Genomic DNA, 20,713 nt, shown 5'->3' with positions numbered 1-20,713 from the left:
GCCGCTCAGTCCAGCCCGTACACCCTGCACGCGTTCCCCGCCGCGATGAGGCCCGCCACCCGCTGGGCGTCCGGAAGCGACCAGGCGCCCTCGGCGACCCAGGTGCCCAGGACGCGCGCCAGTGCCTCGCGGAACAGCCGGGCGCCCACCACGTGCAGTTCGGGCAGGCCCTGGGCGCCGCTGGAGAAGAGGATCTTGCCGAAGGGGGCGAGTTCCAGGATCTCGGCGAGCACGGTGGCGGCGCGCGCGCCGGTGCGGACCAGGGCTGCGCCGGAGTCGGCGTAGACGTGCGGGAAGACGCCGGCGAGGTGGGCGGCGTGGCGGTGGTACGGGTAGCCGTGCAGCAGAACCAGGTCGGTGCCGAGGCCCGCCGTCGCACGGACGAAGTCCGTCAGGAGCACCGGGTCGGTGCGGTCGATGCGCAGGCCCGGCTCGCCGAGTCCGGCGTGCAGCTGGAGGGGCAGCCCGGAGGCGACGGCGATCCACAGCAGATGCCGTAGCAGCACCGGGTCGCTCAGCTCCCCGCCGACGCGGCGGCCGGCCAGCCAGCGGCCCGCGGCGCCGCGCACCTCACCCGGCCCCGGCGGTTCGGGGGCGAGCGCCAGACCGTGCCGGACGCCCGCGACCGAGGTGAAGGCGACGGCGTGCACGGCGGCCCCGTGCACCGACTCGGCGAGGTTCGCCAGGAACGACTCGACGGTGCCGGAGGTGTCGGCGACCTGCTCGGCCAGCAGCTCCAGACGGACGATCTCCCGTGCCCGCGCGGTGGCGGTCGAGGCCATTTCGAGGGGGCCGGTGAGGTCGCCGGGCAGCCCGGTGTCGACCAGATACGTGGTGATGCCGCTGCCGCGCAGCAGCCGCCGGGCCGCCTCCGGTACGCCGAGCTCGCGACGGCGGGCGAGATAACGGGCGGGCGGGCAGTGCGGTTCCAGGCCGAGCAGCGGGGGGCACCAGCGGCGTACCGCGAAGCCGGTCTGGGTGTCGAAGAGGGTGGTGCCGGGGGCGGGCGGGCCCTCGGTGCGGGCCAGCTGGGCCTCGAAGGTGCCGAGGCCCAGCTCCGTTCTCAGTACGCCGTGGCAGTACTGGTCCACGAGGGACGGCGTTTCGATCATCCGGACTCCCGGGACTGGACCACGTACTCCTACGAGTCCTAACGGGTGAACCGGGTGTCAGGTGTTGCGTCCCTCGTGCCCTGTGGGAGGAGACGTCGTCAGCCGCCGATCTGGATCCCGGCCATCCGCTTCCATTCGTAGGGGCCGGTCTTCACCTTCGCCGCGAACTCGCCGTCGAAGGCCTCGTGGACGGTGAGGCCGGACTTCTCCACGGCCTGCTGGGCGGTCGCGTACGTCGGCGCCACCAGGTCGCCCCAGTCGCCGTCCGTACCGACCAGCACGATCCGGGCGCCGCGCTGCCCGAGGTAGGCGACCTGGGCCTCGGCACCTCCGTGGGCCTTGGCGAAGGCGCCGATCTGCCGGGCCAGCTTGGCCACCCTGCGCGCGGCCTTAGCGTCAACCTGCTGCGTGTCTGCCATGACCAGGATGCTACTCGCGAGTAGATCAGCAGGCGAGAGCGGGGCCCTGTGACCTGTGTCAGCGAAGGAAGGGGTCCACCGCCACGGCCACGAACAGCAGCGACACATAGGTGATCGACCAGTGGAACAGCCGCATCTCCTTGAGCTTCCCGCCGGTCACCTCGGCCTTGGCCCGGTTCTGCAGGGCGTGCGCCTCCCACAGCCACCAGCCGCCGGCCGCCAGCGCGACCAGCGTGTAGAACCAGCCGGTGTAGCCGAGCGGGGTCAGCAGCAGCGAGACGGCGACCATGACCCAGCTGTAGAGCACGATCTGCCGGGCGACGACCTTGTTGGAGGCGATGACCGGCAGCATCGGCACGCCGACCCGCGCGTAGTCGTCCTTCACCTTCATCGACAGCGGCCAGTAGTGCGGCGGCGTCCAGAAGAAGATGACCAGGAAGAGGATGAACGGCGCCCAGGAGAGCGAGTTCGTCACCGCGGACCAGCCGATCAGCACCGGCATGCAGCCCGCGATGCCGCCCCACACGATGTTCTGCGAGGTACGGCGCTTGAGGAGCATCGTGTAGACGACGACGTAGAAGAGGAGTGCGCCGAGGGCGAGCCAGGCGGACAGCCAGTTGACGGCGAGACCGAACAGCACCGTGGAGGCGATCGCCAGGGTGATGCCGAAGGCGAGGCACTCGCGCGGGCTGACCATTCCGGTGACCAGCGGACGCTGCGAGGTGCGGTCCATGAGCGCGTCGATGTCACGGTCGATGTACATGTTGAGCGCGTTGGCGCCGCCCGCGGAGAGGTACCCGGCGAGGCAGGTGACGAGCACCAGCCCGAGGTCCGGCACCCCCTGCTCCGCCAGGAACATCACCGGCACCGTGGTGATCAGCAGCAGCTCGATGATCCGCGGCTTGGTCAGCGCCACGAACGCCTTGACACGGGCCCCGAACGGCCGGTGAGTCGGGCCCTGGCTCGTCCCGATTACCCCCGCAGGACGGGATTCAACGGCCGTCACGCACACCCCTGACAGAGACATCCCAGCAAACCTGAACCGTGTGAAGTCCCGGTAAAGGCTCGCGCGTACCACGCCACTGTAGACGTTGCCCATACCGCGACCTTCGCGGGGGTGGGGTCGTGTTGGCCGGTGCGCTCCAAGGGGCGCGGAGAGCGTCGATTGAGCAGTCGGATGAGCGGCTGCGTATTCACTTGCCGAATGCGGAACGACCCGGTCGGGAGGCGGATCGACGACACTCCCGGCAGTCTGGAATGACTCGAAAAAACGCGCGTTCTCACGGGGGTAGGCTCGACAGCGGCCGGTGGGCGCCCAGTGCACCGGCAGCCGGTGTGCGCCGAGGACACCGGCCTTCGACATGTGGAGAGGAGCCCTGACCCAGGGTGAGCACCAAGCCGACCACCACAGACCTCGAGTGGACCGAGCTGGACCAGCGGGCCGTCGACACCGCCCGCGTCCTGGCCGCCGATGCCGTACAGAAGGTCGGTAACGGCCATCCCGGTACGGCGATGAGCCTGGCGCCGGCCGCCTACACCCTCTTCCAGAAGGTGATGCGGCACGACCCGGCGGATGCCGACTGGGTCGGGCGGGACCGTTTCGTCCTGTCCGCCGGGCACTCGTCTTTGACCCTCTACACCCAGCTGTACCTGGCCGGCTTCGGCCTGGAGCTGGACGATCTGAAGGCCTTCCGGACGTGGGGTTCGAAGACCCCCGGTCACCCCGAGTACGGCCACACCGTGGGCGTCGAGACCACCACCGGCCCGCTCGGCCAGGGTGTCGCCAACGCGGTCGGCATGGCGATGGCGGCCCGCTACGAGCGCGGTCTGTTCGACCCGGACGCACCCCAGGGCGAGTCCCCGTTCGACCACTTCATCTACTGCATCGCCGGTGACGGCTGCCTCCAGGAGGGCATCTCCTCCGAGGCGTCCTCCCTCGCGGGCCACCAGAAGCTCGGCAACCTGATCCTGCTGTGGGACGACAACCACATCTCGATCGAGGGCGACACCGAGACCGCCGTCTCCGAGGACACGGTCAAGCGCTACGAGGCGTACGGCTGGCACGTCCAGCGGGTGGCCCCGAAGCCGGACGGCGACCTGGACCCGCACGCCCTCTACGACGCGATCGAGGCGGCCAAGAAGGTCACCGACCGGCCGTCCTTCATCGCGATGCGCTCGATCATCGCCTGGCCCGCCCCCAACGCCCAGAACACCGAGGCCGCGCACGGCTCGGCCCTGGGTGACGAGGAGGTCGCGGCCACCAAGCGCGTCCTCGGCTTCGATCCGGAGAAGACCTTCGAGGTCTCCGACGAGGTGCTCGGCCACACCCGGCAGGCGCTGGAGCGGGGCCGGCAGGCGAAGGCCGACTGGGAGAAGTCGTTCCAGGCGTGGCGCGACAACAACGAGGAGCGCGCCGCCGAGTTCGACCGCATCTCCAAGGGCGAGCTGCCCACCGGCTGGGAGGAGAAGATCCCGGTCTTCGAGGCGGGCAAGGGCGTCGCGACGCGTGCCGCGTCCGGCAAGGTGCTCCAGGCCCTCGGCGCCGTGATCCCCGAACTGTGGGGCGGCTCCGCCGACCTGGCCGGCTCGAACAACACGACGATCGACAAGACGTCGTCGTTCCTCCCGGCTGACAACCCGCTGCCGGAGGCCGACCCCTACGGCCGCACGATCCACTTCGGCATCCGCGAGCACTCCATGGGCGCGGAGATGAACGGCATCGCGCTGCACGGCCACACCCGTATCTACGGCGGCACCTTCCTCGTCTTCTCCGACTACATGCGCAACGCCGTACGTCTGTCGGCGCTGATGCACCTGCCGGTGACGTTCGTGTGGACCCACGACTCCATCGGCCTCGGCGAGGACGGCCCGACGCACCAGCCGGTGGAGCACCTGGCGTCGCTGCGCGCCATCCCCGGCCTGAACGTGGTCCGCCCGGCCGACGCCAACGAGACCGCGATCGCCTGGCGCGAGATCCTGAGGCGCTACACCAAGGAGTACGGCAAGGGCGCCCCGCACGCGCTCGCGCTGACCCGTCAGGGCGTGCCGACGTACGAGCCCGACGAGAACGCGGCGCGCGGCGGTTACGTGCTGTTCGAGGCCGAGGGCGGCGAGCCCCAGGTCGTCCTCATCGCGACCGGTTCCGAGGTGCACGTCGCCGTCGAGGCGCGCGAGCAGCTCCAGGCCGAGGGTGTGCCGACCCGGGTGGTCTCGATGCCGTCCGTGGAGTGGTTCGAGCAGCAGGACCAGGGGTACCGGGACAGCGTGCTTCCCCCGTCCGTCAAGGCTCGCGTCGCTGTCGAGGCGGGTATCGGCCTGACCTGGCACAAGTACGTCGGGGACGCCGGCCGCATCGTTTCCCTGGAGCACTTCGGTGCTTCGGCCGACGGCAAGGTCCTTTTCCGCGAGTTCGGCTTCACCGGCGAGAACGTGGCCGCCGCGGCGCGGGAATCGATCGCCGCCACCCAGCGCTGACGCTCATATACGACACGTAGGAGATGCATTTTCCATGACAGACGCACTGAAGCGCCTCTCCGATGAAGGCGTCGCGATCTGGCTGGACGACCTGTCGCGCAAGCGGATCACGTCCGGCAACCTCGCCGAGCTGATCGACCAGCAGCACGTCGTGGGCGTCACCACCAACCCGACGATCTTCCAGAAGGCGATCAGCGGCGGCGACGGGTACGAGCAGCAGCTCACCGACCTCGCCGCTCGCAAGGTCACCGTCGAGGAGGCCGTCCGCATGATCACCACGGCGGACGTCCGCGACGCCGCCGACATCCTGCGCCCGGTCTTCGACGCGACGGGCGGCAAGGACGGCCGGGTGTCGATCGAGGTCGACCCGCGCCTCGCGCACAACACCCGTGCCACCGTCGCCGAGGCCCGGCAGCTGGCATGGCTGGTGGACCGTCCGAACACCCTGATCAAGATCCCGGCCACCAAGGCGGGTCTCCCGGCGATCACCGAGACGATCGGCAACGGCATCAGTGTCAACGTCACGCTGATCTTCTCGCTGGAGCGCTACCGCGAGGTCATGGACGCCTACCTCTCCGGACTGGAGAAGGCGAAGGAGCGGGGTCTGGACCTCTCCAAGATCCACTCGGTGGCGTCCTTCTTCGTGTCCCGCGTGGACACCGAGATCGACAAGCGGATCGACGCGCTCGGCACCGACGAGGCCAAGGCCCTGCGCGGCAAGGCCGCCGTCGCCAACGCGCGCCTCGCCTACCAGACGTACGAGGAGGTCTTCTCCTCCGACCGCTGGAGCGTGCTGGAGAACGCGGGCGCCAACAAGCAGCGTCCGCTGTGGGCGTCGACCGGCGTGAAGGACAAGGCGTACAAGGACACCATGTACGTCGACGACCTGGTCGCGCCGAACACGGTCAACACCATGCCGGAGGCCACCCTCGAGGCGACCGAGGAGCGCGGGCAGATCACCGGCGACACCATCTCCGGCACCTACGAGCAGGCCCGGGCCGACCTCGACGCCATCGAGCAGCTCGGCATCAAGTACGACGACGTGGTCCAGCTCCTCGAGGACGAGGGCGTCGACAAGTTCGAGGCCTCCTGGAACGACCTGCTGAAGTCGACCGAGGCGGAGCTCAAGCGCCTCGCCCCCGCGGAGGGCTGACACCTTGTCCTCCTCCGGAGCGAACCCGCTCCGTGACCCCGCAGACCGACGGCTCCCGCGTATCGCGGGGCCGTCGGGCCTGGTCATCTTCGGCGTCACGGGCGATTTGTCACGAAAGAAGCTGATGCCCGCGGTGTACGACCTCGCGAACCGGGGTCTGCTGCCGCCGGGCTTCTCGCTGGTCGGGTTCGCCCGCCGCGAGTGGGCCAACGAGGACTTCGCGCAGGAGGTCCACGACGCGGTCAAGGCACACGCCCGTACGCCGTTCCGCGAGGAGGTCTGGCAGCAGCTCATCCAGGGGATGCGCTTCGTCCAGGGCACCTTCGACGACGACGACGCCTTCGAGCGGCTGCGTGCCACGATCGACGAGCTGGACAAGGCGCAGGGCACGGGCGGCAACTTCGCCTTCTACCTCTCCGTGCCGCCGCGTTCCTTCCCGGTCGTCATCCAGCAGCTGAAGAAGCACGGGCTGGCCGACCAGAAGGGCGGCTCCTGGCGCCGTGCCGTGATCGAGAAGCCGTTCGGCCACGACCTGAAGTCGGCCGAGGAGCTGAACAAGGTCGTGCACGAGGTCTTCGCCCCGGACCAGGTGTTCCGGATCGACCACTACCTGGGCAAGGAGACCGTCCAGAACATCCTGGCGCTGCGCTTCGCCAACACCATGTTCGAGCCGATCTGGAACCGGTCCTTCGTGGACCATGTGCAGATCACCATGGCCGAGGACATCGGCATCGGCGGCCGGGCCGGGTACTACGACGGGATCGGCGCCGCCCGTGACGTCATCCAGAACCACCTGCTCCAACTGCTCGCGCTGACCGCGATGGAGGAGCCATCCTCCTTCGACGCGGACGCGCTGGCCGCGGAGAAGACCAAGGTGCTCGGTGCCGTGAGGCTGCCCAAGGATCTGGGCCGCGCCACCGTGCGCGGGCAGTACGCGGCGGGCTGGCAGGGCGGCGAGAAGGTCATCGGCTACCTCGAAGAGGACGGCATCGACCCCAAGTCGAAGACCGACACGTACGCCGCCATCAAGCTGGAGATCGACAACCGGCGGTGGGCGGGCGTGCCGTTCTACCTGCGCACCGGCAAGCGCCTGGGCCGCCGGGTCACCGAGATCGCCGTGGTCCTCCAGCGCGCCCCGCACTCCCCCTTCGACACGACGGCGACCGAGGAACTCGGCCAGAACGCGATCGTCATCCGCGTCCAGCCCGACGAGGGCGTCACCGTCCGCTTCGGCTCCAAGGTGCCGGGCACCTCGATGGAGATCCGCGACGTCTCCATGGACTTCGCGTACGGCGAGTCCTTCACGGAGTCCAGCCCGGAGGCGTACGAGCGGCTGATCCTGGACGTCCTGCTGGGCGACTCGAACCTCTTCCCGCGCACCGAGGAGGTCGAGCTGTCCTGGCGGATCCTCGACCCGATCGAGGAGTACTGGGACGGCCACGGCAGGCCCGCGCAGTACCCGGCCGGCACGTGGGGGCCCGTCGAGGCGGACCAGATGCTCGAACGAGACGGACGGAGCTGGCGCCGGCCATGAAGATAGACCTCACCGACACCACGGCCAGCAAGATCAACAAGGCGCTCGTGCAGGGCCGTCGCGCCATCGGCACGCCCGCCGTCGGCATGGTCCTCACCCTGGTCGTCGTCACCGACGAGGAGAACGCCTACGACGCCCTGAAAGCGGCCGGCGACGCCTCGCGCGAGCACCCCTCGCGCACGCTCGTCGTCATCCGGCGCGTCTCACGCAGCCCCCGCGACCGCACACAGTCACGCCTGGACGCCGAGGTGCGGGTGGGCGCCGAGGCGGGCACCGGCGAGACCGTCATCCTGCGGCTGCACGGCGAGGTGGCCGACCACGCGCAGTCGGTGGTGCTGCCGCTGCTGCTGCCGGACGCCCCCGTGGTCGTCTGGTGGCCGGTCGACGCGCCGCTCGACCCGGCGGGCGACGCGCTCGGCGCGCTGGCCCAGCGCCGGGTCACCGACACCTACGCCGCCGAGCAGCCGGTACGGGAGCTTTCCGCCCGCGCCGACACGTACGCGCCCGGCGACACCGACCTGTCCTGGACCCGCATCACGCCCTGGCGCTCGATGCTGGCAGCGGCCCTCGACCAGGTGGTCTGCCAGGTCCGCGGCGTCGAGGTGGAGGGTGAGGAGTTCAACCCGAGCTGCGAGCTGCTGGCGATGTGGCTCGCGGACCGGCTGGACGTCCCCGTCCGGCGCTCGCTGTCCGCCGGACCCGGGCTCACCGCGGTCCGCATGGACACCGACTGCGGGCCGATCGCCCTCGACCGTGCCGACGGCTCGCTGGCCACGCTGTCCATCCAGGGCCAGCCGGACCGTGCGGTGGCGCTGAAGCGGCGGGACACGGCGGAGCTGATCGCGGAGGAGCTGCGGCGGCTGGATCCGGACGACACGTACGCGTCGGCACTGCGCTACGGCGTGGACCGGCTGAACGCGTCGCCCACCGCCGCCGGGAAGCCTGCGGCCAAAGGAGAACCCACGGGAGACGGAGACAGGGAGCGGACCGGGGACGGCGCGGAAACCGGCACCGGACCCGAAGCCGAAGCGATCCCCGCTCCCGTCGAAACTGCTGCGAAAGCGCCCGCGCAGGACGCGGCGGCGCCGGCACCGGTGAAGAAGGCGGCGGCGAAGTGAGCACACCCCAACTGGTCGTCCACCGCGACAAGGATCTGATGGCGCAGGCCGCCGCGGCCCGGCTGATCACGAAGATCGTGGACGCCCAGGCCTCGCGCGGCAGCGCGTCCGTCGTCCTCACCGGCGGCCGCAACGGAAACGGCCTGCTGGCCGCGCTGGCCGCCGCGCCCGCCCGGGACGCCGTCGACTGGTCCCGCCTGGACCTGTGGTGGGGCGACGAGCGCTTCCTGCCCGAGGGCGACCCGGAGCGCAACGTCACCCAGGCCCGCGAGGCGCTCCTCGACTCCGTCCCGCTGGACCCGAAGCGCGTGCACGCCATGCCCGCGTCGGACGGCCCGCACGGCTCGGACGTGGACGCGGCGGCGGCCGCCTACGCCGAGGAGCTGGCCGGGGCGGCGGTCCCGGAGAACCACGCCCCGGTCCCGTCCTTCGACGTCCTGATGCTGGGCGTCGGCCCGGACACCCACGTGGCCTCCCTGTTCCCGGAGCTCCCCGCGGTACGGGAGACCGAGCGCACGGTGGTCGGCGTCCACGGCGCCCCCAAGCCCCCGCCGACCCGTGTGACCCTCACCCTCCCCGCCATCCGCGCGGCCCGCGAGGTATGGCTGCTGGCAGCCGGCGAGGACAAGGCCAACGCCGCGGCCATGGCCCTCTCGGGCGCCGGCGAGATCCAGGCCCCGGCGGCCGGCGCGTACGGCCGCGCACGCACCCTGTGGCTCCTGGACGCGGCGGCGGCGTCCCAGCTACCGAGATCGCTGTACCCACCGGCGTCGGCCTGACGGCACGGCACGTACGGCACGAGAACGCCGGGCACACCACACGGTGTGCCCGGCGTTCTCGTGTGTCCGGCCGAGGGCCTACTTGACCGACCCCGCCATCACCCCCTGCACGAAGTGCCGCTGGAACGCGAAGAACACCACCACCGGCACGATCAGGGACACGAAGGCGCCGGGGGCCAGGACGTCGATGTTGCTGCCGAACTGGCGGATCTGGGACTGGAGTTCCACCGTCAGCGGCTGGGAGGCGCTGTCGGCGAAGAGGAGGGCGACCAGCATGTCGTTCCAGACCCACAGGAACTGGAAGATGGCGAGGCTGGCGATGGCCGGGCGGCCCACGGGCAGGATCAGGCGGGTGAAGATGCGCCACTCGCTGCCGCCGTCCATCCGGGCCGCCTCCAGCATCTCCTTCGGCATCTCGGCGAAGTAGTTGCGCAGCAGGAAGACCGCGAACGGCAGTCCGTAGGCCACGTGGAAGAGGACGACCCCCGGGATCGTGCCGAACAGGCCCAACTGGCCGAAGAGTTTGGCCACCGGGAGCAGACCGATCTGCACCGGCACCACCAGCAGCGCCACCACCAGCAGGAACAGCGGCTCGCGGAAGGGGAAGTCGAGCCAGGCGAAGGCGTAGCCGGCGAGCGCGGCGACGACGACCACGAGGACCGTCGTCGGCACCGAGATCAGCACGGTGTTCCAGAACGCCTGGGTGATGCCGGAGTTCTGCAGCAGCGCCGAGTAGTTGTCGAAGGACAGCTGGCCGGGGCTGGTGAACACCGTCCACCAGCCACCCTTCGCGGTGTCCTCCGCGGACCGCAGCGACGACAGGAACAGCCCGGCCAGCGGGGTGAGCCAGATCAGGCTTACCACCACGAGGAAGGCCTGGACCAGGCTGTTGCCCAGGCCGCGTCGGACGGCGTTCATCGCTGACTCCTTCGGAAGCGGCGGACGTTGAAGACCATCGCGGGGATCACCAGGAGAAGGAGCAGGACGCCCAGTGCGCTGCCGAGGCCCTGGTCGTTGCCGCCGCCGAAGGACACCAGCCACATCTGCGTCGCGAGCACGGTCGCGTCCTCCTGCACCGGCCCGGGCGCGATGATGTAGACGAGGTCGAAGACCTTCATCACGTTGATCACCAGCGTGATGAAGACGACGGTCAGCACCGGCGCGAGCAGCGGCACGGTGATCTTCCGGAAGATCTGCCACTCGTTGGCGCCGTCCATCCGCGCCGCCTCCAGCGCGTCCCGGGGCAGCGCGGACAGCCCCGCGCCGATCAGCACCATCGCGAAGCCGGTCCAGATCCACAGGTACGCGCCGATGATCGCCGGTGTGACGAGCGCCGGGCCGAGCCAGGAGACGCCCTCGTAGGGCGGCGCGAAGTTGGCGGCCGGCAGCCGCACGGAGTACGAGCCCGGCTCGAGCCCCGCGAAGGCGAAGGAGCCGTCGGACGCGGTGGTCGTCGTACCGGCCGTCCTGCCGTCCCGCACCGCCTCGACCGTCATCTCGGGAAGCCCGCTCTCCTGCCGGTCGACGCGGCCCTGCTCCCCTCCCCCGCCGGGCGTGAAGTCCAGGTAGACGACCCCGCGCAGCTCACCGGGGCCGGCGTTCCGCCCCGCCGCCGCGTACGCGGGCTCCGCACCGCCGGGCAGGTCGCCCGGCAGCACGCCGACCAGGCCGAGCGTCACGGTGTCGCCCGGGGAGACGCCCGCGGCCGTCCGGTACGCGCCGTCCGCCTCCTTGGTCATCCCCTGGCCGTCGCGGGCCCGCGCGGTCGGGTAGGACGCGGTGCCCTCGAAGGCGTCGTGGACGGAGACCACGGCGGCGTTCAGCACGCCCTTGTCCGGGTCCTCGTCGTAGGCGAGCCGGAAGATGATGCCGGCGGCCAGGAAGGACACCGCCATCGGCATGAACAGCAGCAGCTTGAACGCCGTCGCCCAGCGGATCTTCTCCACCAGCACGGCCAGGATCAGCCCCAGCCCGGTCAGCAGCGCCGGCGCCACGACGACCCAGATCGCCGTGTTGCGCACGGCCTTGAGCGTCGCCGGGTCGCGGAACATCTCGGTGTAGTTCTCGCCGCCCACGAAGCGGGTGCCGGACGCGTCGAAGAAGCTGCGGCCGACGGAGAACAGCACGGGGTAGACGACGAGCGCGCCGAGCAGCAGCAGGGCGGGCAGGACGAAGAGCAGGGCGACGGCCGGCCTGCGCCACCGCGGGCGCCGGGGCTTTCCGGCGTCCGCGGCGGCCGGCGGGCTCGCCTCCTTCACGAGCGTCGCGGTCATGGCCGTCAGTTCCCGTACGCCTTGGCCGCCGCGGCCTCCAGCTCGGCGGCGGTGCCCTTCGGGTCGGAGGGGTCGCGCAGGAAGTCCTGGAGGATCTTCCACTCGCCTGCGCCCTTGGTGCCGCCGAAGGCCGCCGGCGCCTGGTCGGACATGTCGAAGCGGACCGAGTCGCCCGCGCCGACCAGGGACTCGGCGGTCGCCCGGGTGACGTCGTCGCCGTAGGAGGCGAGGTCGACCTTCTTGTTCGGGGACAGGAAGCCGCCGGCTTCGGCCCACACCGCGGCGGCCTCCGGGGTGGCGAGGTACTCCAGGAGCTGCATGCCCGCCTCGGCGTTCTTGCCGTCCTTCAGCACGACGGCCGCGTCGCCGCCGCTGACGACGGGCGCGTCACCGCCGCCGACCGCCGGGAAGGGGAAGAAGTTGGCGTCCTCGCCGATGGTCCTGCCGAACTGGTCCTTGGCGACACCGGCCACGAAGTCGCCCTCGTAGACCATGCCCGCCTCGGGCTCGGGGCCGAACACCTTCTCCACCGAGCCCGGGAAGTCGGTGTTCAGGGCGCCCTTCTGCCCGCCCGCGATCAGCTGTTTGTCCTTGAAGAGCTCACCGAGCGTCGTCAGCGCCTCGACCACGGAGGCGTCCGTCCACTTCAGCTCGTGCGCGGCGAGGGCGTCGTACTTCTCGGGCCCGGCCTGGGAGAGGTAGATGTTCTCGAACCAGTCGGTGAGGGTCCAGCCGTCCTGGCCGGCGACGGAGAAGGCGGCGAGCCCGGAGTCGGAGACGGTCTGCCCGGCCTTCAGCATCTCCTCGTAGGTCTTCGGCGGCTCGACCCCGGCCTGGGTGAGGGCCTCGGGGCTGTACCAGACGGTCGACTTGTGGGCGGCCTTGAAGTACAGGCCGTACAGCGTGCCGTCGACGCTGCCGTAGTCCTTCCACACGTCCGCGTAGTTGGCGCCCACGGAGGTCTGCGCGGTCTTGGACAGCGGCTTCAGCCAGCCCTCCTTCGCGAACTGCTGGAGCACGCCGACCTGCGGGACCATCACCACGTCGGGGGCGTTGCCGCCCTCGATCTTGCTGCCGACGACGGTGGAGACGTTGTCACCGGTGGACACGAACTGGGTCTTCGCGCCGGTCTTCTCGGTGAAGGCGTCGAGGACCTTCTGGAAGTTCTCCTGCTCGCTGCCGGACCAGACGCCGGCCACGGTGACCGTCCGGCCGCTGAGGGCCTTGTCGCCGCCGCCGGCCGCGACCGGGCCGCCGCCGCAGGCGGTCGTGCCGAGCGCGAGGACCAGGGCGGTGCAGCCCGTGAGCAGGGTGGTACGTCGTCGCATCATCGTTGATGTCCCTTCAGGGGGTGGGAGTTGACGAGGGGTCGGTGATCCACCAGACGGCGGTGGAGCCGGGCAGCACCCCGGCGTCCGGGCAGGGCCCGCTCGCCAGCAGGGGGGTGCCGGAGACCGGCGCGGGGGTGGGGGCGGTGCCGAAGTTGACGGCGCAGACCAGGTCGTCGCCGCGGGCGAAGGCCAGGACGCCCGGCGGGGTGTCCAGCCAGCGCAGCGTTCCCTCGCCCAACTGGGGGAGCGAGGAGCGCAGTTGGAGTCCGTCGCGGTACAGGTGCCAGAAGGAGCGGGTGTCGGCAAGCGCCCGGTCGGTGGCGTGCTCGGCGAACCACTCCGGTTGCGGCAGCCAGGGCTTGACGCCCTCGACGCCGGAGGTGAAGCCGAACGGCGAGGCCTGTCCCGACCAGGGCAGCGGCACCCGGCAGCCGTCGCGGATCCGGGCCCGGCTGCCGGTGCGGTGGAAGATCGGGTCGGTGAGCACGTCGTCGGGCAGGTCCACGACCTCGGGAAGGCCGAGCTCCTCGCCCTGGTAGATGTACGCGGCCCCGGGCAGCGCCAGCATCAGCAGCGCGGCGGCGCGGGCGCGGGCGGCGCCCAGGCCGCTGCCCTCGGTGGCGGGTTCGCCGTAGCGGGTGACGGTGCGGACCTGGTCGTGGTTGTTGAGGACCCAGGTGACCGTGGAGCCGGTCCCGGCGATGTCCTGCATGGCCTCGGAGATGACCTTGCGGAAGGCGTCCGGGTTCCAGGGCGCGCCGAGCAGGTCGAAGAAGAAGGCCTGGTGCAGTTCGTCCGGGCGGACGTACAGCGCGTGCTCGCGGGCCGTGGGCACCGAGACCTCGCCGACCAGGAGACGCTCCTGGCCGTCGCGGGCGGCGTACTCGTCACAGGTCGCGCGCCACCGTCGCCAGACGTCGTGCACCTCGGGCTGGTTCCACGCGAGCGGGTTGACCGAGTCGCGGGTGCGGGCGTCGGCCTCCGGGTCGTCGGAGTCCGGCAGGCCGGGGTGCTTGAAGAGGCCGGCGGCCACGTCGATGCGGAAGCCGTCGACACCGCGGTCGAGCCAGAAGCGCAGGGTCCGGTCGAACTCCGCGCCGATCTCGGGGTTGCGCCAGTTCCAGTCGGGCTGCTCGGGCGTGAACATGTGCAGGTACCACTGGCCGTCGGGCACCCGGGTCCAGGCGGGGCCGCCGAACATGGCGTGCCAGTTGTTGGGCGGCTCGGCGCCGCCCTCGCCGCGGCCGTCGGCGAAGTGGAACCGGGCGCGGGCCGCGCTGCCGGGCGGCGAGGCGAGCGCCTCGCGGAACCACGGGTGCTCGCTGGAGCAGTGGTTCGGGACGATGTCCAGCAGCACCTTCACGCCGAGCCGCCGGGCGGCGCGCACCAGCAGGTCGAACTCGGCGAGATCACCGAAGAGCGGGTCGACGTCGCAGTAGTCGGCCACGTCGTAGCCGTGGTCGTGCTGCGGCGAGGGGTAGAAGGGGCTCAGCCAGATGCCGTCGACCCCGAGCTTCTTCAGATACGGCAGTCCGGTCCGGACGCCGGCGAGGTCGCCGATGCCGTCTCCGGTGCTGTCGAGGAAGCTGCGGACGTACACCTGGTAGATCACCGCATCGCGCCACCAGTGGTGCCTGTTCAACCCATTGATCCATCTCTGCGAGGGCAGCCGTTATGCATGCATGTTAGGTAGGCATGTCGCGAGGGTGTCAACGAATGGGCGCAAGCTACTGAGGAGTTGATTGCCGCATAGTGGCACTATTCGGGCATTCTGCGCCGAGTTGAGATGTTGGCGTTACCTAACGGGTAACTATCGACCGGAGGTGGCGGCGAGTTCGCGTGCCAGCCGCCGCACCGCGCCCCCGGCCGTCTCACGGCCGGTCATCGCGTCGTGCACGACCGCCTGGACCACCAGGCTGACCTGGTCGTAGCGCGGGCTCTTGGGACGCGGCGCCGCGGCGAGCACGCTCGCGCGCAGGGTCGGCAGGTAGGGGAAGTCCCGGACCAGTTCCGGGTCTTCGTACAGCGCGGCCCGTACGGGTGGCAGCGCGCCACGGGTGAGCACCTGGCGCTGGACGGGCTCGCTGGTGAGATACGCGAGCAGGCGCGCGGCGGTGTCGGGGTGCCGTGCGTGGCTGCTGACGGCCAGGTTGGAGCCGCCGAGCACACTCGTGCCGGGGCCGTCGGGTCCGGGCAGGGGCACGGCGCCGACCTTGCCCGCCAGCGGGGACCCGGCGGCCGAGGCGGCGGCGTAGGCGTACGGCCAGTTGCGCAGGAACAACAGGCGGCCGTCGAGGAAGGCCTGCTTGGACTCCTCCTCCTTGTACGTCAGCGCCTGCCGCGGTATCCAGCCCTCGCGTACGCCGCGGGCGAGGAAGCCGATGCCCTCGCGGGCCGCGTGCGAGTTCACGGTGACGCGTTCGCCCTCGTCGCCGAGGATCGTGCCGCCCGCCGAGTACACGGCCTCGGCCGCGTTGACGGTGAGGCCCTCGTAGGGCAGGAACTGCCCGGCGTAGCCGTCCAGGCCGTGCTCCGGGGCGATCGTCTCCGCCGCCCGCTCCAGCTCGGCCCAGGTGCGCGGCGGTGGCACGCCCTCCTCGGCGAGCACGTCCTTGCGGTACAGCAGCAGGCCGGCGTTGGTGACGTAGGGGACGGCGTACAGCCGCCCGTCGTACGTCGCGGTGCCGACGACCGGCGGGAGGAAGGTGCCGAGCGGGAAGCGGTCCCGGGGCAGCGGGCGGATCCAGCCGGCCGCGGCGAACTCGGAGGTCCAGGCGACGTCGATGTTGAGGACGTCGAAGCGGCCGCGGGAGCCGCCGCGCAGGTCGGTGATCATCTGCGCGCGGGTCTCGTCGGCGGAGTCCGGCAGCTCGACGAGCGTGACCTTCTCGTCGGGGTGGGTGCGGTTCCAGTCCTGGAGCAGGGGCCCGAGATAGCCGGTGAGGTCGCCGGCGGTGGCCAGGGTGAGCGGGCCACGGCCGCCCTCGGCGCCGTCGTCGGCGCGGGCGCCGGAGGTGACGTAACCGGTCAGTACGACGACGAGGACGAGAAGGCCCCTACCGGCGGCGTGTATCCACCGCATAGGTTCCTCCCTGTACACCGGCATCGGGCCTCTTCGCCCGGAGTCAGTCGCCATGTATACCCGTTAGGTATGGGCGATACTAGGGCGTGGAGCACACTGAGCAGACGCGAGGAGGAGAGCACGAGTGCGCCTGCCCCTCCTGGCACTCCTCGCGCGCGGACCGGCCCACGGCTACGAGCTGAAGCAGGACCTTGAGCAACTGCTGGGTGCCGCGTACCCTCAGCCGAACATCGGCCAGATCTACGTCACCCTCGCCCGGCTGGAGAAGTCGGGGCTGATCGAGGGCGAGGAGATCGAGCAGTCGAACCGGCCGAACAAGAAGATCTACCACCTCACCGACGCCGGGCGGGAGGCGCTGCACGCCTGGTACGAGGAGACGGCGGACGAGCCGCGGGTGCGGGACGAGTTCTTCATGAAACTCGCGCTCGCCCCGCAGACCGGCCTGGCCGACCAGATCGCGCTGATCAACAAACAGCGGCGCCAGTATCTGAACACCATGCGCAGCCTGTCGAAGCTGGCCGCCGCCGAGAACCGGGACAACCGCATCGCCCAGCTGCTGATCGAGGGCGCGATGCTGCATCTGCAGGCCGACCTCGACTGGTTGGAGCGCTGCCAGGAGGAACTGGAGGAGCTGGAGTGAGCGAGCACCGTCCCACTCCTGCGCTGCGCGCCGAAGGCCTGGTCAAGACGCATCACGGCGAGGGTGCCCCGGCGCATGCCGTGCGCGGCGTCGACCTGGCGGTGGCGCCGGGCGAGTTCGTGGCCGTGACCGGCCCGTCGGGCGCGGGGAAGTCGACGCTGCTGCATCTGCTCGGCGGGCTCCAGCGCCCGGACGGCGGCAGCATCTGGCTGGACGGCGAGTGCACGGACGCCTACAGCGAGGCGCGCTGGGCCGTGGAGCGCCGGCGGCGCATCGGGATCGTCTTCCAGTTCTTCAACCTGGTCTCCAACCTGTCGGTCGCGGACAACGTCGAGCTGCCCGCGCTGCTCGCCGGTCTCGCGCCGAAGCGGGCACGGGCCGAACGCGAGGCGCTCCTGGCCGAGCTGGGGCTGGAGGGCAAGGAACGCAGCATGCCGGGCGAGCTGTCCGGCGGTGAGCAGCAGCGGGTCGCGCTGGCCCGGGCCCTGGTCAACCATCCGCCGCTGCTGCTGGCCGACGAGCCCGCGGGCAGCCTGGACAGCCGGGGCACCCGCGAGGTGATGCGGCTGCTGTCCCGCTTCCACCAGCGCGGACAGACGATCCTGCTGGTCACCCATGACGCACGGCTGGCGAGCGCCGCGGACCGGGTCATCAGCTTCTTCGACGGCCGCATCGCCGACGACGCGGAGCTGACCGGCGTACCGTCGCGCCGCGTGGGCGCGTCCCGGGTGCTGGAGCTCAGGGACTGATCACCGGTGTACCACGCCCCCGGGCCGAGAGGCTGAGGCCGATGCGAGCGACCCTGCGCTGGGTGCACTCGGACCTGCGGACGCACCGCGGCGAGGCACTGTTCCTCGTGCTCGCGACCGCCGGCGTCGTGGCCTCACTGCTCCTGGCGACGGCGCTCTTCGGCTACGCCACCAACCCCTGGCAGCGCGTCTTCACGCAGGCCCGGGACGCGCACGTGTGGATCCACACGGCACCCTCCGCCGACGCGGGCAAGCTCTCCCGCCTGGACGGCCTCGACTCCGTCGCGGGCCCCTACCCCACCGAGTCCGCCACCGTCGCCGTCCGCGGCATCCGCGCCTCGGTCGAACTGCGCGGCACGAGCGCCGGCCCCTCCGACGGGCGCCCCGTCCTCACCTCGGGCCGCTGGCTGGACGGCGCGCACCCCGACGGCGTGGTGGTGGAGAGCCGTCTGGCCCGCGCCCTGCTCGCCGAGCCCGGCGACGTCCTCGCCCTGCCCGGCACCGCGCGCACCCTCACCGTCGCCGGGATCGCCGACAGCGCCGAGCCGCGCTACCGCCCCGGCGAGCGACCGGGCCTGGTCTGGGCGCTGCCGTCCGCCGTACGCGCCCCGGACGGCGCGGTGACGGGGCTGCGCCTGACGGATCCGCAGGAGACGGACTACGCCGTCCAGCGCGCCGTCACCGTGCTGGGGGCCGGCGCGGTCAGCGAGGTCTCCACCTGGCAGCAGGCCCGGTCCGAGGCGCAGGGTGACACCCGGCTGCTCGGCCAGGTGCTGGGCCTGTTCGGGCTGGGCGCCCTGCTCGCGGCCGGGCTCGCCGTGCACGGCGCGATCGGCACCCGCATACGGAGCCATCTGCGGGACATCTCCGTGCTCAAGGCGATCGGCTTCACACCCGGGCAGGTGGTACGGGTCTTCCTGCTCCAGCACCTCGCGTACGCCCTGCTCGGCGCGGTGGCCGCGGCGGCGCTGACCGAAGCCCTGGGCAGCCGGATCCCGGGCCGCCTCGGGGACGCGGTCGGCGTGTGGCAGGGGCTGCCGGGGCACACCGCGGCCCTGGCCGGCACACCCGTGGCCGCCGTGCTGTTCATCGCCGCCACCACGGGGCTCGCGGCCTGGCGGGCGGGGCGGGTGCCGCCGGTCCCCGTACCCCGGACCGGCGTCCCGGCCGCGGGACGGCTGTCGGGCGCGGCGCGCGGCGCACTGGGACTGCGGCTGCCACCCGCGCTGGTCCTCGGCTGGCACCAGGCGTTCGCCCGCCGGCCGCGGACACCGGCCACCGTCGCCCGGCTGGCGCTGCCCCTGCTGCTGATCGTGGTGGCGATGAGCGCGTGGACCACCCTCGACCGCTTCCACAGCAGCCCCGGCCAGGTCGGTCTCGCCGATCTCACCGTTCGCCCGGACCGTGAGATCGGCGACGCCGAGGTCCGCTCCCTGCTCGGCGACGACCCGCGGATCACCGCCGCCCACCCGGGCGTCGAGGTGGCGGCGCTGGTGCCGGGGCAGACGGGCACCATCGCGCTGCGCGGTCTCGGCACCCGCGAGGCCCCCTACCCCTACGCCGTGGCCGAGGGCCGCCCGGCGCTCGGCCGGGACGAGGCGGTCGCCGGGCAGGGACTGCTGGACCTGCTCGGTGTACGGGTCGGCGACTGGGTGCGCATGACCGTGGGCGACCAGCCGCAGATCCTGCACATCGTCGGCCGCAGCATCGAGACGGAGAACGCCGGCCGGGTCATCTCCACCTCGCTCGACACCCTCCGAGAGAACGACCCGGAGCTGCGCCCCGCCCTCTACGAGCTGCGTCTGCGGCCGGGTGCCGACCCGCACGAGGTCGCGGGCGACCTGGCGACGGAGGCCGGCGGGCACCTGGACGTGCACGCCGTCCCCAACCCGGTGGACGGGCTGTCATCGCTGCGCGGAGTGGTACTGGGCCTGATCGCCGTACTGGCGCTCATCGGGATCGTCGAGCTGCTCACCGTGATCGGCGGCACCGTCCGGGAGGGCGAGCGGGACCTGCTGGCGCTCAAGGCGATCGGCCTCACCCCACGGCAGATCACCGCGATCACCGTCACGGCCACCGCCTGCACCGCCCTGACCGCGGTCCTGCTCGGCACCGCCCTGGGCCTGCCGCTGGCGCACTGGCTGATCGACGCCCAGGGCAGCTCCAGCGGCATCGGCGCCGGAATCGCGCGGGGTCCGTCGCCGGGCCTCCTGCTGCTGTTCGGCACGGCCGCCGTGGCCGGCGCCGCCGCCCTCGCCGCCCTCCCCGCGACACGCGCCGCCCACCGCCGCCTGGCGGACACCCTCGGCGCGGTGGCCTGAGCCGGGGCGGCGCCGTCAGACGGTGACCGGCGTGGCGCGCCGGTAGCTGCTGCCGTCGCGCTCGCGCACGAGCAGACCGTTCTCGACGCAGTAGCGCCGCAGCGCCGAGGTGTCGTCGTGGACGGTGCGGAAGGCCTCGTTGACCTCGCGTTCGGTGTAGCTGCGGCCGTCCGCGAAGAGGGTCTGCGTCAGATGCTCCAGCAGTTCACGGCGTACGACCGGACGGACCGGGATCGAGGTCAGCCGGCCGTGGGCGAAGAACCCGGTCAGGCGCCGGGGTACGCCGGTCTGCGCCGGTTCGGCGGGGCGGGCACGGCGGAAGACGGCAGGGTCGGCCTTCAGGGAACCGTCCGGCAGACGCTCCACGAGCCCGGCCGAGATCAGGCGCCCCAGGTGCCTGCGCGCGGCGGGAGAGTCCTCCTCACGGGGCGGCAGGTCCTCCAGCACGATCCGGGCGTACAGCTTCAGCCGGTCCTGGTCGGCGAGCGCGGCCAAGAGCTGGTCCATGGTGAGTGTCCTTCCGGCGGGTGACGGGCCGGAGCAGTGTCACCCGCCGGAAGCCGGCCGCGCATCCGCATTTCGCGTCCACGCGGCCGCCCTCATGTCTCAACGGCCGCGCAGTTCGCGGTACTTGGCCACGAGCGCGGCCGTGGACGGGTCGAGACCGGGCACGTGTGCGCCCTCGGTCAGGGCGGGTTCGACGCGCTTGGCGAGGACCTTGCCGAGCT

The 20,713-nt window shown here is 71.6% G+C and carries 17 protein-coding genes; 8 read left to right on the top strand and 9 right to left on the bottom strand.

Features of this window, described 5'->3' with window-relative positions:
* Window positions 1–5 precede the first annotated feature (5 nt).
* From ACIHCM_RS30035 to ACIHCM_RS30025, 3 genes are all read right to left on the bottom strand, one after another.
* Entirely contained in the window at window positions 6–1,112 is a 1,107-nt protein-coding gene (locus tag ACIHCM_RS30035; RefSeq protein WP_399902569.1) for an amidohydrolase family protein, read from the bottom strand.
* Window positions 1,113–1,210: 98 nt separating this feature from the next.
* Window positions 1,211–1,531 (bottom strand): hypothetical protein, encoded by a 321-nt coding sequence (locus ACIHCM_RS30030; RefSeq protein ID WP_399902566.1) that lies wholly within the window; start codon window positions 1,529–1,531, stop codon window positions 1,211–1,213.
* A gap of 58 nt (window positions 1,532–1,589) precedes the next feature.
* Window positions 1,590–2,543 carry a heme o synthase gene (locus ACIHCM_RS30025; protein ID WP_399902909.1) on the bottom strand — a complete coding sequence of 318 codons (954 nt, stop codon included), beginning with the start codon at window positions 2,541–2,543 and terminating at the stop codon, window positions 1,590–1,592.
* A 374-nt stretch (window positions 2,544–2,917) separates the two neighbouring features.
* Here ACIHCM_RS30025 and tkt point away from each other — a divergent pair, with 374 nt between their 5' ends.
* The 5 genes from tkt to pgl are packed head-to-tail and all read left to right on the top strand — an operon-like array spanning window position 2,918 to window position 9,589.
* Window positions 2,918–5,005 carry a transketolase gene (tkt, locus tag ACIHCM_RS30020; RefSeq protein WP_399902563.1) on the top strand — a complete coding sequence of 696 codons (2,088 nt, stop codon included), beginning with the start codon at window positions 2,918–2,920 and terminating at the stop codon, window positions 5,003–5,005.
* A gap of 34 nt (window positions 5,006–5,039) precedes the next feature.
* A complete protein-coding gene (gene tal / locus ACIHCM_RS30015; protein WP_399902560.1) occupies window positions 5,040–6,158 on the top strand; it encodes a transaldolase in 1,119 nt (372 codons plus the stop codon).
* 4 nt (window positions 6,159–6,162) lie between these two features.
* On the top strand, window positions 6,163–7,692 hold the full coding sequence (gene zwf, locus ACIHCM_RS30010) for a glucose-6-phosphate dehydrogenase (RefSeq protein ID WP_399902557.1): 1,530 nt from the start codon (window positions 6,163–6,165) through the stop codon (window positions 7,690–7,692).
* Window positions 7,689–8,810, top strand: a complete 1,122-nt coding sequence (gene opcA, locus ACIHCM_RS30005; RefSeq protein WP_399902554.1) for a glucose-6-phosphate dehydrogenase assembly protein OpcA — start codon at window positions 7,689–7,691, stop codon at window positions 8,808–8,810. The genes zwf and opcA overlap by 4 nt, the downstream gene beginning before the upstream one ends.
* A complete protein-coding gene (gene pgl / locus ACIHCM_RS30000; RefSeq protein ID WP_399902551.1) occupies window positions 8,807–9,589 on the top strand; it encodes a 6-phosphogluconolactonase in 783 nt (260 codons plus the stop codon). Before opcA ends, pgl begins: the two co-directional genes overlap by 4 nt.
* Before the next feature lie 78 nt (window positions 9,590–9,667).
* On the opposite strand, the gene ACIHCM_RS29995 is transcribed toward pgl, so the two are convergent.
* The 5 genes from ACIHCM_RS29995 to ACIHCM_RS29975 all read right to left on the bottom strand — a co-directional run bounded on the left by ACIHCM_RS29995 (window position 9,668) and on the right by ACIHCM_RS29975 (window position 16,275).
* Complete coding sequence (locus ACIHCM_RS29995; protein WP_399902548.1) at window positions 9,668–10,507, bottom strand: carbohydrate ABC transporter permease; 840 nt, start codon at window positions 10,505–10,507, stop codon at window positions 9,668–9,670.
* Window positions 10,504–11,862, bottom strand: coding sequence for a carbohydrate ABC transporter permease (locus tag ACIHCM_RS29990; RefSeq protein ID WP_399902545.1), 1,359 nt, complete (start codon window positions 11,860–11,862; stop codon window positions 10,504–10,506). The genes ACIHCM_RS29995 and ACIHCM_RS29990 overlap by 4 nt, the downstream gene beginning before the upstream one ends.
* Window positions 11,863–11,867: 5 nt before the next feature.
* Entirely contained in the window at window positions 11,868–13,193 is a 1,326-nt protein-coding gene (locus ACIHCM_RS29985; protein WP_399902542.1) for an ABC transporter substrate-binding protein, read from the bottom strand.
* Window positions 13,194–13,206: 13 nt separating this feature from the next.
* Window positions 13,207–14,835 carry a glycoside hydrolase family 13 protein gene (locus ACIHCM_RS29980; protein WP_399902539.1) on the bottom strand — a complete coding sequence of 543 codons (1,629 nt, stop codon included), beginning with the start codon at window positions 14,833–14,835 and terminating at the stop codon, window positions 13,207–13,209.
* A 168-nt stretch (window positions 14,836–15,003) separates the two neighbouring features.
* Entirely contained in the window at window positions 15,004–16,275 is a 1,272-nt protein-coding gene (locus ACIHCM_RS29975; RefSeq protein WP_399902536.1) for an ABC transporter substrate-binding protein, read from the bottom strand.
* 124 nt (window positions 16,276–16,399) lie between these two features.
* Here ACIHCM_RS29975 and ACIHCM_RS29970 point away from each other — a divergent pair, with 124 nt between their 5' ends.
* Genes ACIHCM_RS29970 through ACIHCM_RS29960 form a run of 3 tightly spaced genes read left to right on the top strand, consistent with a single transcriptional unit; the run spans window position 16,400 to window position 19,985 of the window.
* Window positions 16,400–16,915, top strand: a complete 516-nt coding sequence (locus ACIHCM_RS29970; RefSeq protein WP_399902533.1) for a PadR family transcriptional regulator — start codon at window positions 16,400–16,402, stop codon at window positions 16,913–16,915.
* Window positions 16,912–17,664: an ABC transporter ATP-binding protein gene (locus ACIHCM_RS29965; RefSeq protein ID WP_399902530.1), complete on the top strand. Its 753-nt coding sequence runs from the start codon at window positions 16,912–16,914 to the stop codon at window positions 17,662–17,664. The genes ACIHCM_RS29970 and ACIHCM_RS29965 overlap by 4 nt, the downstream gene beginning before the upstream one ends.
* A 41-nt stretch (window positions 17,665–17,705) precedes the next feature.
* Window positions 17,706–19,985 (top strand): FtsX-like permease family protein, encoded by a 2,280-nt coding sequence (locus tag ACIHCM_RS29960; RefSeq protein WP_399902527.1) that lies wholly within the window; start codon window positions 17,706–17,708, stop codon window positions 19,983–19,985.
* Between the two features lie 15 nt (window positions 19,986–20,000).
* Here ACIHCM_RS29960 and ACIHCM_RS29955 read toward each other — a convergent pair whose 3' ends face one another.
* Complete coding sequence (locus ACIHCM_RS29955; protein WP_399902524.1) at window positions 20,001–20,492, bottom strand: DUF2087 domain-containing protein; 492 nt, start codon at window positions 20,490–20,492, stop codon at window positions 20,001–20,003.
* Window positions 20,493–20,713: the final 221 nt, after the last annotated feature.

Origin of the sequence: Streptomyces sp. NPDC052023 (assembly GCF_044548465.1) — a bacterium.
Lineage (GTDB): Bacteria > Actinomycetota > Actinomycetes > Streptomycetales > Streptomycetaceae > Streptomyces.
The sequence above is the reverse complement of the archived record's forward strand: the minus strand, read 5'-3'. Positions and strand labels throughout refer to the sequence as shown.

Excerpts from the sequence above, each read along its gene's own strand:
- ACIHCM_RS30035 (WP_399902569.1), bottom strand. The coding sequence starts at position 1,112 with ATGATCGAAACGCCGTCCCTCGTGGACCAGTACTGCCACGGCGTACTG.
- ACIHCM_RS30030 (WP_399902566.1), bottom strand. The coding sequence starts at position 1,531 with ATGGCAGACACGCAGCAGGTTGACGCTAAGGCCGCGCGCAGGGTGGCC.
- tal (WP_399902560.1), top strand. The coding sequence starts at position 5,040 with ATGACAGACGCACTGAAGCGCCTCTCCGATGAAGGCGTCGCGATCTGG.
- opcA (WP_399902554.1), top strand. The coding sequence starts at position 7,689 with ATGAAGATAGACCTCACCGACACCACGGCCAGCAAGATCAACAAGGCG.
- ACIHCM_RS29995 (WP_399902548.1), bottom strand. The coding sequence starts at position 10,507 with ATGAACGCCGTCCGACGCGGCCTGGGCAACAGCCTGGTCCAGGCCTTC.
- ACIHCM_RS29990 (WP_399902545.1), bottom strand. The coding sequence starts at position 11,862 with ATGACCGCGACGCTCGTGAAGGAGGCGAGCCCGCCGGCCGCCGCGGAC.
- ACIHCM_RS29985 (WP_399902542.1), bottom strand. The coding sequence starts at position 13,193 with ATGATGCGACGACGTACCACCCTGCTCACGGGCTGCACCGCCCTGGTC.
- ACIHCM_RS29975 (WP_399902536.1), bottom strand. The coding sequence starts at position 16,275 with ATGCGGTGGATACACGCCGCCGGTAGGGGCCTTCTCGTCCTCGTCGTC.
- ACIHCM_RS29960 (WP_399902527.1), top strand. The coding sequence starts at position 17,706 with ATGCGAGCGACCCTGCGCTGGGTGCACTCGGACCTGCGGACGCACCGC.
- ACIHCM_RS29955 (WP_399902524.1), bottom strand. The coding sequence starts at position 20,492 with ATGGACCAGCTCTTGGCCGCGCTCGCCGACCAGGACCGGCTGAAGCTG.